This is a genomic window from Bacillus sp. JK106 (assembly GCF_053663355.1).
The window spans coordinates 204951-220277 of record NZ_JBSJQC010000004.1 but is presented as its reverse complement, the minus strand read 5'-3'; the positions used below and the strand labels follow the sequence as shown (position 1 = coordinate 220277).

At 47.2% G+C, this 15327-nt stretch carries 16 protein-coding genes; 8 read left to right on the top strand and 8 right to left on the bottom strand.

Features of this window, described 5'->3' with window-relative positions:
* Window positions 1–108 precede the first annotated feature (108 nt).
* The 4 genes from ACWJJS_RS16345 to ACWJJS_RS16330 all read left to right on the top strand — a co-directional run bounded on the left by ACWJJS_RS16345 (window position 109) and on the right by ACWJJS_RS16330 (window position 3637).
* A complete protein-coding gene (locus ACWJJS_RS16345) occupies window positions 109–396 on the top strand; it encodes a putative quinol monooxygenase (RefSeq protein WP_003156323.1) in 288 nt (95 codons plus the stop codon).
* A gap of 16 nt (window positions 397–412) precedes the next feature.
* Window positions 413–1159: an oxygen-insensitive NADPH nitroreductase gene (gene nfsA, locus ACWJJS_RS16340; protein WP_016937252.1), complete on the top strand. Its 747-nt coding sequence runs from the start codon at window positions 413–415 to the stop codon at window positions 1157–1159.
* 160 nt (window positions 1160–1319) lie between these two features.
* On the top strand, window positions 1320–2195 hold the full coding sequence (locus ACWJJS_RS16335; protein ID WP_003156326.1) for a TetR/AcrR family transcriptional regulator: 876 nt from the start codon (window positions 1320–1322) through the stop codon (window positions 2193–2195).
* A 17-nt stretch (window positions 2196–2212) separates the two neighbouring features.
* On the top strand, window positions 2213–3637 hold the full coding sequence (locus ACWJJS_RS16330) for an MDR family MFS transporter (RefSeq protein ID WP_454023711.1): 1425 nt from the start codon (window positions 2213–2215) through the stop codon (window positions 3635–3637).
* A 41-nt stretch (window positions 3638–3678) separates the two neighbouring features.
* Here the strand turns inward: ACWJJS_RS16330 and ACWJJS_RS16325 are convergent, their stop codons facing one another.
* From ACWJJS_RS16325 to ACWJJS_RS16310, 4 genes are read right to left on the bottom strand one after another with little or no spacing between them, the layout of a single operon-like run.
* The gene (locus ACWJJS_RS16325) at window positions 3679–4623 is read right to left on the bottom strand and encodes a siderophore ABC transporter substrate-binding protein (protein WP_003156329.1); all 945 of its coding nucleotides are present in this window, start codon (window positions 4621–4623) and stop codon (window positions 3679–3681) included.
* A gap of 21 nt (window positions 4624–4644) precedes the next feature.
* Complete coding sequence (locus ACWJJS_RS16320) at window positions 4645–5403, bottom strand: iron ABC transporter ATP-binding protein (protein ID WP_003156330.1); 759 nt, start codon at window positions 5401–5403, stop codon at window positions 4645–4647.
* On the bottom strand, window positions 5397–6344 hold the full coding sequence (locus ACWJJS_RS16315) for an iron chelate uptake ABC transporter family permease subunit (RefSeq protein ID WP_014416905.1): 948 nt from the start codon (window positions 6342–6344) through the stop codon (window positions 5397–5399). Before ACWJJS_RS16315 ends, ACWJJS_RS16320 begins: the two co-directional genes overlap by 7 nt.
* Window positions 6334–7287, bottom strand: coding sequence for an ABC transporter permease (locus tag ACWJJS_RS16310; RefSeq protein WP_003156332.1), 954 nt, complete (start codon window positions 7285–7287; stop codon window positions 6334–6336). The genes ACWJJS_RS16315 and ACWJJS_RS16310 overlap by 11 nt, the downstream gene beginning before the upstream one ends.
* A 414-nt stretch (window positions 7288–7701) precedes the next feature.
* On the opposite strand from ACWJJS_RS16310, the gene ACWJJS_RS16305 reads away from it, so the two are divergent.
* Window positions 7702–9066: an aspartate kinase gene (locus ACWJJS_RS16305; RefSeq protein ID WP_077721796.1), complete on the top strand. Its 1365-nt coding sequence runs from the start codon at window positions 7702–7704 to the stop codon at window positions 9064–9066.
* A 79-nt stretch (window positions 9067–9145) separates the two neighbouring features.
* Window positions 9146–9256, top strand: a complete 111-nt coding sequence (locus tag ACWJJS_RS16300; protein WP_369719092.1) for a YjcZ family sporulation protein — start codon at window positions 9146–9148, stop codon at window positions 9254–9256.
* Window positions 9257–9405: 149 nt separating this feature from the next.
* On the opposite strand, the gene ACWJJS_RS16295 is transcribed toward ACWJJS_RS16300, so the two are convergent.
* The 4 genes from ACWJJS_RS16295 to ACWJJS_RS16280 all read right to left on the bottom strand — a co-directional run bounded on the left by ACWJJS_RS16295 (window position 9406) and on the right by ACWJJS_RS16280 (window position 12913).
* The gene (locus tag ACWJJS_RS16295) at window positions 9406–9525 is read right to left on the bottom strand and encodes a PhrC/PhrF family phosphatase-inhibitory pheromone (protein ID WP_003156334.1); all 120 of its coding nucleotides are present in this window, start codon (window positions 9523–9525) and stop codon (window positions 9406–9408) included.
* On the bottom strand, window positions 9509–10657 hold the full coding sequence (locus ACWJJS_RS16290; RefSeq protein ID WP_003156336.1) for a Rap family tetratricopeptide repeat protein: 1149 nt from the start codon (window positions 10655–10657) through the stop codon (window positions 9509–9511). Before ACWJJS_RS16290 ends, ACWJJS_RS16295 begins: the two co-directional genes overlap by 17 nt.
* 152 nt (window positions 10658–10809) lie before the next feature.
* Complete coding sequence (locus tag ACWJJS_RS16285; protein WP_161941456.1) at window positions 10810–12243, bottom strand: sensor histidine kinase; 1434 nt, start codon at window positions 12241–12243, stop codon at window positions 10810–10812.
* On the bottom strand, window positions 12230–12913 hold the full coding sequence (locus ACWJJS_RS16280; protein WP_094247243.1) for a response regulator transcription factor: 684 nt from the start codon (window positions 12911–12913) through the stop codon (window positions 12230–12232). The genes ACWJJS_RS16285 and ACWJJS_RS16280 overlap by 14 nt, the downstream gene beginning before the upstream one ends.
* Before the next feature lie 212 nt (window positions 12914–13125).
* Between ACWJJS_RS16280 and ACWJJS_RS16275 the strand changes: the two genes are divergently transcribed.
* A complete protein-coding gene (locus ACWJJS_RS16275; RefSeq protein WP_094247244.1) occupies window positions 13126–14562 on the top strand; it encodes an ABC transporter permease in 1437 nt (478 codons plus the stop codon).
* 14 nt (window positions 14563–14576) lie between these two features.
* On the top strand, window positions 14577–15260 hold the full coding sequence (locus ACWJJS_RS16270) for an ABC transporter ATP-binding protein (RefSeq protein WP_025853762.1): 684 nt from the start codon (window positions 14577–14579) through the stop codon (window positions 15258–15260).
* Window positions 15261–15327 lie beyond the last annotated feature (67 nt).

Sequence of the window (15327 nt, the reverse complement as noted above, 5' to 3'; positions counted from 1 at the left end):
CAATTTAGGCGGTGAGGGTTTTTCCTTTACCATTCACTGCGAAACATGTTACAGTTAGTTCGATAATATTCGAACTATAACAAATAAACCCAATCAGGAGGAATAACAATGATCGTCTTACAGGCTTACATGAAAGTAAAAGCGGATAAACGCGAGGAATTTTTAGGAGAAGCGCAATCACTTGTTCAGCATTCACGCGCGGAAGAAGGAAATGTGCAATACGACCTTTTCGAAAAAGTCGGTGAGGAAAATACATTCGTTATGCTTGAGCAATGGAAAGATGAAGAAGCGATGAAATTCCACAACGCAACTGACCATTTCCAAGGATTCGTGGCAAAAGCAAAAGAAGTGCTGAGTGCACCGCTTGACGTCGTCCGCACAGAACTGTCAGAGTAACGAAAGGATGAATGACATGAACGAAGTCCTTCAAATATTAACAGACCACCGTTCCATCCGCAGCTACACAGATGAACCCGTATCGGATGAGCAGCTGGATCTTATCATCCAAGCAACTCAGGCAGCGCCGACTTCCATTAACGGCCAGCAATTTACCGTTATTGCGGTGAAAGATAAGGAGCGGAAGAAAAAAATATCCGAATTGGCCGGCGGCCAGCCGTGGATTGACCAAGCGCCTGTTTTCCTTTTATTCTGCGCTGATTTTAACCGCGCCAAAATTGCGCTTGAAGAATATAATGATACACCGCTTGAGATCACGAACGGTTTAGAGTCCGTTCTAGTCGGAGCCGTAGATGTCGGGATTGCGCTGGGTACGGCAACGGCTGCGGCTGAATCAATGGGACTCGGCACTGTGCCGATCGGCGCCGTGCGCGGCAAGCCTGACGAACTCATTGAATTGCTGAAACTTCCGAAATACGTTTTCCCGGTTTCCGGTCTCGTCATCGGCCATCCGGCAGACCGCTCCGCGAAAAAACCGCGTCTGCCGCAAGCAGCCGTTCTGCATCATGAAACGTATCAAGAAGAAGATTTAAGAACCCATATCGAGGCCTATGACAAGCAGATGTCCGAATACATGAAAAAACGCACCGACGGACAGGAAACAAGAAACTGGTCACAAGGCATCACTTCCTACTATAAGCAGGTTTATTATCCTCACATTCGTGAAATGCTTGAAAAACAAGGATTTAAGACGGATAAATAAACGTATCAGCCTGCCGGAACACTCCGGCAGGTTTTTTCTATTTCTCAAACAAAAGCGTTGACACTATGTAAAAATTTTTGTTAATATTTTCATCATATACTCATTGGTTTTCTGTGAACCGATGGGTTTTCTATTGTGACGAAAGAAGGAATCTGGGCTTATGAATGATAAGAAAACGGATATTCTGCTGGCGGCAAGGAAGCTTTTTTCCGGGAAAAGCTTTTCGTCGGTCTCGATGCAGGCGATCGCAGAAGAGTGCAAAGTCTCCAAAGCATCTTTATATAAGCTGTTTGAATCGAAGGAAGACCTGCTCCTGGAGCTGCTCGATTTTAACCAGAAACAGATGGTAGCGGCCGCTTCATTATTGAATGAAGAAACAAGCCTCTCCCCTGAGGAACGGTTTGCCAAAAAACTGATGGCTGAGCTTGAAGGCTTCAGGCGCAACCAGCAGTTTTTTAATATGCTGATGTACGGAAGCCCCTCTTCCATTAATGAGCGGGTAAAACGGCATATTCACAGGGCCCGCTCCACCTTTATCTGCTGGCATCGCGATTCACTGATTCAGACGTACGGCGAAGACATTATTCCTTATGTATGGGAGCTGGTGATCGTCCTGCAGGGGCTCCTGAGAGAATGCATCACGCTGATTAAGCTGGAAAAAGAACCGCTCGCTCTGGAGCCGCTCACGGACTTTATCATCCGCCATCTCAATCTCATCGTCGAAAACAGGAAAACCGAAACGGCTTTGCCTCAGGAGATGATTGACCTTTATACCGCCTCCGCTTCCTCATTTGAGCCGAAAGACAAAACCGTATTGCTGGCTGAAAGCCTGAAGGAACTGAAAGAAGCCGTCTCAGCCCTTCCGGAGGAAAAATATGATGCCGCAGGACTCGCTTCCGCGGCGGTTATGCTGGAGAAAGAATCAGCGGACAAACAGCCGCGGGATTTTCTTATAAAAGCGCTCATCGGTTATTTGGAGCAGGCCGGACCGCTGCACCAGCCGCTTGCAGCCGTTAAAACATTGCTCAAACTATAAAGAAAGAAGGAATCAGCTTGAATAAGAGTATTGAAACTGCACCATACAACCGCTCTGTCATTGTCGGGATTCTTTTGGCGGGAGCGTTCGTCGCCATTTTGAACCAGACACTGCTTATCACGGCGCTGCCGCACATTATGAATGACTTCAATATAGACGCCAACAAAGCGCAATGGCTGACAACATCGTTTATGCTGACGAACGGGATTTTAATCCCGATTACCGCATTTTTAATAGAGAAATTTACGAGCCGCACCCTCCTGATTTCCGCTATGAGTATTTTCACGGCGGGCACCATTGTCGGCGCATTCGCCCCGAACTTTCCGGTGCTCTTAACGGCCCGGATTATTCAGGCGGCCGGCGCCGGAATTATGCTGCCACTCATGCAGACGGTATTTCTCACGATTTTCCCGATGGAAAAGCGCGGCCGCGCCATGGGTATGGTCGGCTTGGTTATTTCGTTCGCGCCGGCGATCGGCCCGACGCTTTCCGGATGGGCGGTTGAAGCATTCTCTTGGCGGTCTTTGTTTTACATCATCTTCCCGATCGCAGTCATCGATTTGCTTTTAGCGATTATTCTGATGAAAAACGTCACGACATTACGAGAAACACAGATTGATATTTTATCCGTGATCTTATCGACCCTCGGATTCGGCGGGCTGCTTTACGGCTTCTCAAGCGCCGGTTCCTCAGGATGGACCAGTACTGAAGTGCTGACTTCGCTGCTTGTCGGAGCGGCCGCGCTGATTTTCTTTATCGCAAGACAGATGAAGCTCAAAAAACCGATGCTGGAATTCCGTGTGTTTTCTTTCGGGATTTTCAGCCTGACCACCCTGCTCGGAACGCTTGTTTTCGGGCTGCTGATCGGAACGGAAACCATTCTCCCGCTTTACACGCAAAAGGTCCGGGGCGTATCCGCGTTTGATACCGGATTAATGCTTTTGCCGGGCGCGATTGTGATGGGGATGATGTCTCCGTTTATCGGCCGGGTGTTTGACAGAATCGGAGGAAAAGGCCTTGCGATGACCGGATTCTTCATCATCCTGCTCACGTCCCTGCCGTTTATGAATCTGACGGACTCGACGTCTCTCATTTGGATTGTCGTCGTTTATACCGCGCGGCTTTTGGGAACAGCCATGATTATGATGCCGGTGACGACAGCGGGAATCAATGCCCTGCCGCGCCACTTAATTCCGCACGGCACAGCTATGAACAATACCGTCCGCCAAGTCGGCGGTTCTATCGGTACGGCGCTGCTGGTTTCCGTGATGAGCAGCCAGGCCGCGCACGCCAATGCGTCAACTCCGGCAAACGCTGCCCTGCACGGCATGAATGCGGCATTTGTCGTAGCCGCCTGCATCGCGCTGGCCGGCTTCCTCCTATCTTTTACATTGAAGAAAAAACCGCGTCAGCCCGAGCAGCAGCAGGCCGTTACGCGGTAAACCAAAAAGATCCCGATCACGTATGTGACCGGGTTCTTTTTTTACTTCTCGATTCCGTCTTTTACTTCTTTCACCATTTGCGCCATGGATTCCAGGCCGCCTCCTGATAAATACCATGTAGCTGAATCAAGGTAGACAACATGGTTGTTTTTCACGGCTTTCACCGATTTTACATAATCATTTTCAACCACTTGTTTTGTTGAAGATTTTGTGCCGATCGCTGTTCCGCGGTCAACGACAAACATGTAATCAGGGTTTGTTTTGGCGATATATTCATAGGAAATGCTTTGTCCGTGCAGTGAGGCTTCGATGTTTTTGTCAGCCGGTTTGACGCCGAACACATCATGAATGAAGCCGTATCTTGATTTAGATCCGAACGCGCTGATTTTGCCGTCGTTCGCCATCACCACTAACCCGTTTTTATCCGTGCTGCTTGTCTTTTTCTTCAGATCGGCAATGGATTTGTCGATTTTCGCAAGCTTATCTTTCACTTCATTTTCTTTGTTAAAGATTTTGCCGATCACTTCAGTGTTTTGCTTGAATCTGTCAACGTAGTTTGTATAGTCATCATCAAGATAAATCGTCGGCGCGATTTTTGAGAACTCTTTATAAGAATCAGATTGTCTGTGGGCGATAATGATTAAATCCGGATCAATATCCGCGACTTTTTCAAAATCCGGTTCTTTTAAACCGCCGGTATTGGCGTATTTATCACTATTATATGAAGATAAGTATTTTGGAAGGTTTTGTTTCGGAAGTCCCGCCACGTGATCCTGTAAACCGAGTTCATCCATCGTGTCCAGCATTCCGAAGTTGAATACGACGACTTTTTTCGGATTCTTCGGCACTTTGACTCCTTCTTTGTTCAGATCATCTTTGATTGTGATTGTTTCTTTTGATTTGCCTGATGTTTTGTCCCCGTTTCCGCATGCAGAAACAACAAAAATCGTAACTAGCGCAATGAATAGCAATGCGAATTTTTTCATGACTTTCACCTCATCTGGTTTTTAAGAAAAGTACACACCGATCCGCTGACTGTCAATCTCTTGAATCGGGATGGTCATATCATAAATATCTTCAAGCACGGAGGTTTCAATGATCTCCTCCGCCGGCCCTTCTTTGACGATCCGGCCGTTTTTCAGTGCGACGATATGGTCTGAATATACGGATGCGAAGTTGATATCGTGAATCACTACGACGACCGTTTTTCCGAAGTCTTCCACAAGCCGCTTCAACAGCTTCATCATTTCAACGGAATGCTTCATATCTAAATTGTTCAGCGGCTCATCGAGAAAAATATAGTCCGTATCCTGAGCGATGATCATCGCGATAAACGCCCTCTGACACTGGCCTCCGCTGAGCTGATCGAGGTATTTATCCTTTAAGTCATCCAGCTTCATATAACTGAGGGCCTGGTTGATATGCACCCAATCTTCATCCGTCAGTTTCCCCTGGGAATACGGAAATCTGCCGAAGCTGACCAGGTCTTTAATCGTCAGTCTGATATTGATTTGGTTCGTCTGCTTCAGGATGCTGATTTTTTTCGCCAGATCGTTGCTTTTACAGGCCCCGATCTCTTGCCCGTCGACCGTGATTTCTCCGGAATCCGTCTTAATCAGCCGGCTCATGATAGACAGCAGCGTGCTTTTTCCCGCGCCGTTCGGACCGATAAACGAGGTGAGCCTGCCCTTTTGAATGGATAGAGACGTTTTCTCAAGGACGGTTTTCCCTCCGTATTGTTTGCTTACATTTTTGACCTCTACCATGATTTATTCTCCTTTAACAGCAGATAGATAAAATAAATCCCGCCGGCAAAATTAATGATGACGCTCAGCGTCGTGGAAAACGTGAACACTTTCTCCACGACGAACTGACCCCCGACGAGCGCGACGATGCTGATCAGGACGGAACCCGCGATTAAATACGTGTGCCTGTAGGTTTTTAAAAACTCTCTCGCCAGATTGACGACAAGCAGTCCTAAAAACATAATCGGCCCGACAAGAGCTGTAGAGACAGACACAAGAATGGCAACGACGATGAGCATCTGTTTCACAAGCTTATCGTAATCAATCCCAAGGTTGACGGCGTGCTCCCTGCCGAGCGACAGCACGTCAAAAAACCGCGTGAACCGCCAGACATAAATGCCTGTCAGAAGAAAGACAGCACCGGCAAACCATAAAAGATCGGTGTTGATATTGTTAAAGCTGGCAAACATTTTGTCCTGAACAACCTGGAACTCATTCGGATCAATCAGCATCTGCATAAAGGATGACAGACTGTTGAACAGCGTGCCGAACACGACGCCGACAAGCAGAAGGAAAAACACGTTCCGCCCCTCGCCTTTAAACATGAGCTGATACAAAACGAGTGACAAGAGCACCATCAGCCCGACGGAGATGACGAAATTAAGATTTTTGTTCATCATGACGATATTCATTGAACCGAACAGGAACACGATGACGGTCTGAATGAGCATATACAGGGAATCGAGGCCTAAAATGCCCGGTGTCAGTATGCGGTTATTTGTAATCGTCTGGAAGATGACCGTTGAAAACGCGATCGCTCCCCCTGTGAGCATCATGGCAAGCACTTTGAAGCATCGTCTCGGCAGGGAGTATTCCCAATTGCCCAGTCCGTAGAACAGAAAGAATCCGATACATATCATGGCGAGCGCCGCCAGCAGCGTAATTTTTTTATTATGACTCATATGCTTTTCTCCTTAACAGCATATACAGGAAGATGCCGCTGCCGATAACACCGACCATCAGGCCGATGGAAATTTCGTACGGGAAGATGATCACCCTTCCCAAAATGTCGCAAAACAGCACAAAAACAGCGCCCAAGAGAGCTGTGTGAGGCAGGCTGCTCCTCAGGTTGTCCCCTTTGTAAATCGACACCATATTGGGAATGATCAAACCGAGAAACGGCAGCATCCCGACGGTCAGGATCACCAGTGAAGCGATGAGCGACACGATAATCAGACCGATATTGACGACGCGTTTGTATTTCAGGCCGAGATTGACGGAAAAGCTCTCTCCCATTCCCGCCACCGTAAATTTATCCGCATAGACATAAGCGATGATCACCAGCGGGATACTCAGATATAAAAGCTCATACCTGCCTTTAACGACCAGTGAGAAATCTCCCTGCAGCCAAGATGACAGGTTTTGGATCAGGTCGTATTTATATGCGATAAACGTGGCGATTGAGCTGACGATGTTCCCAAGCATTAAACCGACGAGAGGAATAAAAATCGCATCATTGAACTTGATTCTCTCGAGGATTTTCATGAAAAGGAAATTTCCCGCCAACGCGAAAATAAAAGCGATAGACATTTTCACAAGCGGGCTCGCTGACGTAAAAAGCATTAATGAAATCAAAATTCCGAGCCTTGCCCAGTCCATCGTTCCCGCAGTCGTCGGCGATACAAATTTATTCCGGCTGATCTGCTGCATGATTAATCCGCAGATGCTCAGGCTCATGCCGGCGATGATAATGCTCACCAAACGCGGCAGCCGGCTGTCAAACAATGTACCTGCCTGTTCTTTATTTAAATGAAAAATATCCAGCGGCGACAAATCTTCTACACCGATAAATATAGAAGTACACGCCAAAACCGCCAGTAGCAAAAGTAAGTAACGTAGCTTCATGCTGCCTCCCTGCACCCATCACAAACGGTATGACTGATTGCCAAACAACTCCCATATATCCCCACTCGTAATGATTATCATTATCAACGACAACTATAATCTTATCATCTTTCCAAGCGCAGTCAATACAGTTTTGCTTTCAAAAGCGGTCATCCGCGGGCCGTACACTAAATTGTCTTACAATCAGTCTATCAAGAATTTGCAGGATTTTCTATAACCTTCATTTGGCTGCTTATCATTTTTTGCACATGATGACACGCTTGAGGGAAAAAAATCTGACAAACAGCGGCAGAATTCCTCCAGGAAAATACAAATGTTCTCCATACGTAGAAAAAATCCTTGATTTACATGTTTGAAAGAGAGATAATAAAAATTAAATTTGTGAGAAAATTTAAATATTAGGGGATGTAAATCATGAAAGTTGTAAAATTCGGAGGCAGCTCTCTTGCGTCAGGAGCCCAGCTTGAGAAAGTGTTTCAAATCGTGACGGCTGATCCCTCGCGGAAAGCCGTCGTCGTATCGGCGCCGGGAAAACGCTTCTCGGACGATACAAAGGTGACGGATCTGTTAATCCGCTGTGCGGAGCATTATTTGCAAAAAGGTGCAGCGCCCGAGCTTGCCGAACCGGTCATTGAACGGTACGCCGCCATCGCGCGTGAGCTGAACCTGGATTTCTCTATTATAGAAAGAATCCGCAGTGACCTATTCGCTCTTTTAAACAGCAGCAAAGCCAATCCCGATCAGTATATGGATGCGGTGAAAGCGAGCGGCGAGGACAACAACGCGAAGCTGATCGCGGCCTACTTCCGCCGGCAGGGCGTGAAAGCCGAATACGTAAGCCCGAAAGAAGCGGGGCTGTTTGTGACGAATGAACCCGGAAGCGCCCAGGTGCTCCCTGAGTCTTATGATCATTTGTACCGTCTGAGAAACCGTGAAGGCTTGATCATTTTTCCGGGATTTTTCGGTTACACGAAGGAGCATGAGATTGTGACGTTTTCCCGGAGCGGTTCTGATATTACCGGCTCCATTCTCGCCAGCGGCTTAAAAGCCGACCTGTACGAAAACTTTACTGATGTGGACGCCGTCTATTCCGTCAACCCGTCAATCGTGCGGCATCCGAAAGAAATTAACGAACTGACGTATCGGGAAATGCGTGAGCTCTCCTATGCCGGGTTTTCCGTTTTTCATGATGAAGCGCTGATTCCCGCTTTTCGGGCCGGCATCCCCGTTCAGATTAAGAATACGAATAATCCGGAGGCGAAAGGAACGCGCGTCGTCAGCAGCCGTGACAATACGAACGGGCCAGTCATCGGCATTGCAAGCGACACGGGCTTTTGCAGCATTTACATAAGCAAATATTTAATGAACCGGGAAATCGGTTTCGGCCGCAAAGCCCTTCACATTTTGGAGGAAGAAGGATTGACGTATGAACATGTTCCATCCGGCATTGACGACATCACGATCATCCTTCGGCACGATCAGATGGACTCAGAACTGGAACACAGGCTCGTCACCCGTCTGAAGCAGGAACTTCAAGCAGATGAAGTCACAGTCAGGCACAACCTGGCGCTGATTATGGTCGTCGGGGAAGCGATGCGCCATAATGTCGGCACAACCGCCAGGGCATCCAAAGCACTGTCCGAAGCCGGCGTCAACATCGAGATGATCAATCAGGGGTCATCGGAAGTCAGCATGATGTTCGGGGTGAAAGAAGAACAGGAAAAACACGCGGTGCGGGCGCTGTATGACGAGTTTTTCGCCGGAGTCTTACTCTCATAGGACACCGCCTCTTTTTTCTCTTGTCCACTAATATCCCTTACAAAGCAGCTTCTTTTACATATTGTATGGTATAGACAATATGGAGGTGAAGCTCATGTCAGGATATTCTGGAATCAGCTCTTTCGCTTTGATCGTTGTTTTATTTATCCTGTTGGTTATTGTAGGTACTGCCTATGTTGGCGGTTTCTAAGCATCACTCCGTCTATATGAGGACGCTGCGGGTTTTGACCTGCGGCGTTTTCTTTTGTTTTGCGCCGCTGTCCAAGTCCGGCCGCGCAAAAAAAAGACTGCCGGGAACATTCCCGGGCAGTCTTTTCCTTTGTTCAGGTTATTTTCTTCTCACGTCATTCCTCTTTCAGCTACATGGAATTCAGCCTGATCTGTCTGGCCTGCACCTGTCACTGTAAAAATCGCGGCGGCTGCTAAACAAATAACAAACCATTTAGATTTCAATTTCATACAAACCCTCACTCCTTTGTATTTGTTTCCTTGCCTCTTCGACTTTCAGAAAATAGTCAGAAGAAATCTTAAAGCAATTTTGTTCATAGTAATATTTAGCTGCTTCTAGTGCTAAATCCTCTATATCGGCGTATAAATTTTTATCTTCCAGGTAACGGAAACATGCGCTGATTTTTTCCTCATCCGGTTTCGCCTGATACAGAGCCTGCAGCCATTCGAATTTTACCGTGTAAACGGGATCGTCTGTTTCTTTAGCATATTCATATCCCCGCTTGTGATATTCCGACGCTTTTTCTTTTTTTCCGAGTTTAAAGTAAATGAGTGTGATTAGAAAATATGCTTGAGGAAGAGAATTGACGATTCTTTGTGATTCAAATGTATCAACCGCCCGTTCAAAGTACGGAATCGCTTCGCCGATGCGGTCCTGATTGTAGTAGCACAGTCCGAGGTTATACAGCGCCCTCCCGACAAGCTGCGCTTTTTGTTCTTTTTCGGCCATTTGCAGAGCGTGCTGAAAATGTTTGGCCGCCTGTTCAAAGCGCCTTTCATCCATTAAATTGACGCCGAATACAAAATGGCATTGAATGATCCGGACGTTATATGTGTCCTGCTCTACGTAAATTTCATAAGCGTTTTTTATATGTATCAAAGAAAAATACGTTTGTTTCATATGATAATAAGCTTCGGCCACTTTAAAATAAAACTCCGCCCGTTCCACGTGGTCCGATACGAAGGCCAGTTTTTTCTCAGCTTGTTTATAATACGTAATCGCTGAGATAAATTCTCTTTTATCAAATTCAAACATGCCTTTGAAAAAGTTGACGTAATAATCGAGAAGCCCTTTGAGGCCGGCCTGGCTGTTATCAATGTTATCAAGAATTTCCGACAGGGTCGGCTGGTCTTCTATCTTCAGTTTTTCCAGCGGCTCCAAGTAGTCCAGCATCAGCTGATGGCGAAATTCCATGAGGGAATAATAAAGCACTAAGTTTGAATCAGGCTCCATACGGTCAAGCTCTTGTTTGATCTCGGCCTTCAAGATCTCCGCATCCGGCACGCTGAATGTTCTGATGTATCGATACCACTCGTTAATTTTCTGCCCGACTGCTGAAGAAGGAATTAACCCGCTCTTCATTCCTTCACCCTCCCCATCCAAGACCTGTTTACCAGTTATTTTATCACGTTTCCGTGTCTTTCCATCCCGAAAAACACGCAAACTTTGTTTCGGCAGAGCGCAATTTTCCGAGTGAAGATAAAACAGCCGGCAGCCAGACAGGACTGCCGGTTTCAAGATGATTCATGTTTCGTATTCAGCGGAAGGCGGATTGTAAAGGTCGTGCCTTTTCCTTTTTCGCTGTCAATATCTATCGTGCCCTTGTGCATTTCGACGAGCTGCCTGACGATGGACAGGCCGAGTCCGTATTCGCCGTATGCCGTATTCGTCCGGGACACGTCCGCCTTATAAAACCGCTCCCATATATGCTCAATTTCCTCTTTGGAGATGCCGATTCCGGTGTCTTCGATCTCAATCACCGTTTCTTTATAGCCTTCATACCCGCGCAGCGTGATGTCTCCGTTTTGCGTAAATTGAATGCTGTTTTTCGTGATATTGACGAGAATCTGGATCAGCCTGTCATAATCGGCGAACACTTTGACGCCGTCCTCCGCCTGAATCCGCAGCTGATTTTGTTTTTCCTCCGCCTGCTGATTGAGATGCTCTTTAATAATTTCAAACACCTCGATGAGCGGCAGACTGAGCTTGTCCAGTTTGATTTGCTGGGATCTGATTTTTTCATAATCCAGATTTTCTTTCACGAGCCTGAGCATCCGCTTCGTTTCTTCACTGATCAGCGAGAAGCATTTCTCTTTATCTTTTTCCGGGATGGTGTTGCTGTTAAGCCCCTCCACAAGTCCGTTAATGGTCGTCAAAGGCGTTCTCAGCTCATGGGAGACATCGGCGATAAATTGGCGCCTCCGTTTTTCCAGGCGGTCAATCTGCTCTCTCGATTGCTTCAGATTTTTGGCCATGATGTTGAAGTCGGACGCCAGCATGCCGATTTCATCGCCGCCGCTGTTCTTGAGCGAAATATCGTAATCACCGGACGCCACTTTTCCGGTCGCATCCCGCAATGTCTGAATCCGCTTGACGTGAAATTTAGATAAAAGCCAGCTCAGCAGAATCGTGATGATAAGGGTGCTGATGATCGCGTAAATCATATAGCGGTTGACCTGGCTGATCATCTGCTCGACCCCTCTGACGGGAGACACGAGCAGCACCGCGCCTTTAAATTGATTGTTGATCAAAAGCGGTTTTGCGACAAGCGACACTTCCAAGCCTTCCGTATTAAAACGGTTCATCTCCGCTCTGATCTGAACGGTTTTCCCTTGCTTCAGCAAGTGCCACTCTTTACTTTTCAGCTTCTCGCGCGGCGGCATATCGTCAGGAAAAAAGTACGGCCGCTGATGTTCATCAAAAATAATAAACCTGGTCTCGCGCGTTTTTAACATGTCCTGATACGGATACAGGCGGCGCAGATCAAGATCGCGTCCGTTCAGCTCACTTGTGATCTGCTGGGCATAAGAAGACAGCTCATCCACTTTATTTTGATACGCAAAATCTTTCACAAAATGCGAAAACAGGGAAATGATGATGAAAAAGGCCAAAATCAAAATGCTGACATGGCTTAACAGCAGCTGATATAAGTATTTAATCCTCATCAAATTTGTATCCTACCCCCCACACCGTGTATAAAAACGGTTTTTCCTCACTGGACAGTTTTTTGCGCAGCCGTTTAATATGAACATCAACCGTACGTTCATCGCCGTAAAATTGATACCCCCACACCTGCTCAAGCAGCTGCTCTCTCGAAAAGACCTGGCGCGGATTTTGTGCGAGATAAAAGAGCAGATCGAATTCCTTCGGCGTCAGATTCTCGACAGGCTTTCCGTGCAGAAACACTTCCCGCGTCTTCTTATTGATTGAAAAACACGCCGTTTCGATCAAGTCGTCGCTTTTTACGGTCTGCCCCGTCGCCCGGTATCTTCTGATCACCGCTTTAATCCGCGCTACTAGCGTCAGCGGGCTGAACGGCTTGGTGACATAGTCGTCGGCCCCCATTTCAAACCCGATCACCTGATCAGACTCCGTGTCCTTTGCGGTCAGCATAATAATCGGCACACTGCTCGTCTCTCTTATTTTCCGGCAGATCGTCACTCCGTCCATAGATGGAAGCATAATATCCAGAATGACCAAATCCCAGTCCTCTTCCGTGAACCGCTGATAGCCTTCCACTCCGTCATGGACAAATTCGGCTTCAAATCCTTCTTTAAAAAAGAACATTTCCGTCATGGTGCATACGCTTATATTGTCTTCTATCATTAATATCTTCATTGGTTCCTCCGCTTATCTTGACGCTTTTACTTATAATAGCACCATTTTACCCGGATATTTTCGGGTTTCACAATTGTTAGTTTTTATTTCATCACCCGGAAATAGTTTGTTCATATTTTTTTCACACATTTCTCCTACTATATACATATCGGATAACCGGTTCTAAAGAAGGTCGGTTTTACAAGATCTGACACCCACACGGAGGAACAGACATGAACTTTATAAAAAGAGCCTTTTGGAGCATGAAGGCAAAAAAGGGAAAAACGTTTTTGCAGCTGGTTGTGTTTTCAGTGATTTGCATTTTTGTCCTGTCCGGTCTTACGATCCAGTCAGCGGCAAAGAAATCAAGCGAACTGGCAAGGCAGCAGCTCGGCGGGAGCGTCACACTCCAGGCTGACCGCCAAAAGCAAATGGCGCAGCAGCAAAAAGACGGTGAAAAGAGGACGTTTGAATCAGCGCCGATTTCCGTCTCGGATGCCAAGAAACTTACATCTTTACAGCACGTTAAAAATTACAACTTCCTCACGACAGCGTCAGCAAATGCAGAAAGCTTTGACGCGATAAAAAGCTCAGGCGAATCAGCCGATAACAGTTCCGGCGGAAGCCGTTTTCAAGGCGGCGGAAGACAGATGATTTCAGCGGACATTTCGGTCGAAGGCGTGCTCTCTACGGCGCTGCTTGATGATTTCACAGGCGGGAGCTCAAAAATCACTGACGGCCGCGCCATCACAAAAACAGATGCGGACGCAAAAGTCGCAGTGATCAATGAAACGCTGGCAGATCAAAACAAGCTGAAGGTCGGCGGCTCCATTACGGTTTCCTCAGCAGCGGATGATTCTGTGAAAACGAAGCTTAAGATTGTGGGAATTTATAAAACAACATCATCAGGAGACGATCAGGCAGAGCATTTTTCATTCTTAAATCCTGACAATAAAATCTATACGCCTTACACCGCCGCGGCGGCGTTAAAAGGGTCTGATAACAAAAACAAAATCAGCTCAGCCGTTTATTATATGGATGATGCAAAATATATTGACTCATTCGTTGCGGCTGCGAAAAAAACATCTATAGATGATAAAACCTACACGCTGACGACAAATGATCAGGTGTATCAGCAAATGGTCGGCCCGATTGAAAATGTCGCGTCATTTTCTAAAAACGTGGTGTACCTTGTATCCATCGCGGGGGCGGTCATTCTCGGGTTGATCGTGATGATGTCGATCAGAGAACGCAAGTATGAAATGGGTGTCTTGATGGCGATCGGCGAAAAGCGCTGGAAGCTCATCGGACAATTCTTAACGGAAATTCTGATTGTCGCGGTTATCGCCATCGGGATCGCATCCGTCACGGGCAGCCTTGTGGCAAATCAGCTCGGAAATCAGCTTCTTTCCCAGCAGGTCAGCTCAGCCGATGATTCACAGCAGCAAACAAGCAGCTGGGGCGGAGGAGAAATGCCGCGGGGAGGCGGCATGTTCGGTCAGCATTCACCCGGTGCAGATGTCATCAGTACAATGCAGGTAAACGTTTCGCTGAATGACATTCTGATTCTCGGCGGGATCGGCGTCGCAATTGCCGTCATCGCCACATTACTGCCGTCTGTATCAGTCATGCGGCTTCACCCTAAAACGATCCTGACCAAGCAGGAATAAGAGGAGGCAGCATAATGAGCCTATTAACCTTTCAACAGACCGGCTACTGGTACCAAGATAAATCACAGCCGCTGTTTCAGGATATAACGATCAGCTTTGAAAAAGGGAAGTTTTATACAATTGCCGGCGCCTCCGGGACGGGAAAAACAACGTTTCTGTCTCTGGCGGGCGGCCTTGACACACCTAAAGAGGGAAGCATCCTTTATAACGGAGAAGACATCTCCAAAATCGGATTAACCAAATTCAGAAATCAATATGTCTCTATCGTCTTTCAATCTTATCATCTGATCCCGTATATGACGGCGCTCCAGAATGTCACAACGGCGATGGAGATTACCGGATCTAAGGAGAACAACAAAGATGAGTCCGCGCTCAGCATGCTGGATAAAGTCGGCATCACCGAACAGCAGGCCCGTCAGCGGGTGCTGACATTAAGCGGCGGACAGCAGCAGCGCGTTTCAATTGCGCGGGCTTTCTGCTGTGACACGGATTTGATTTGCGCGGACGAGCCGACGGGAAACCTCGACGAGGATACGTCAAAGGAAATTGTCCGGCTCTTTCAGGATCTGGCGCATAAAGACGGCAAATGCGTCATCATGGTTACGCACGACGAACAAATTGCCAAAGTGTCTGATATCAACATCCGCTTATCAAGAGGAAGTTTCACGGTCAAAGAAAACGGCACGGCCGTTTCCTGATACCGCGCCCCTGCCAGCGCAGACAGGGGCGCACCCTATATCCCCCTATTCAATAGAAGTGAACGTA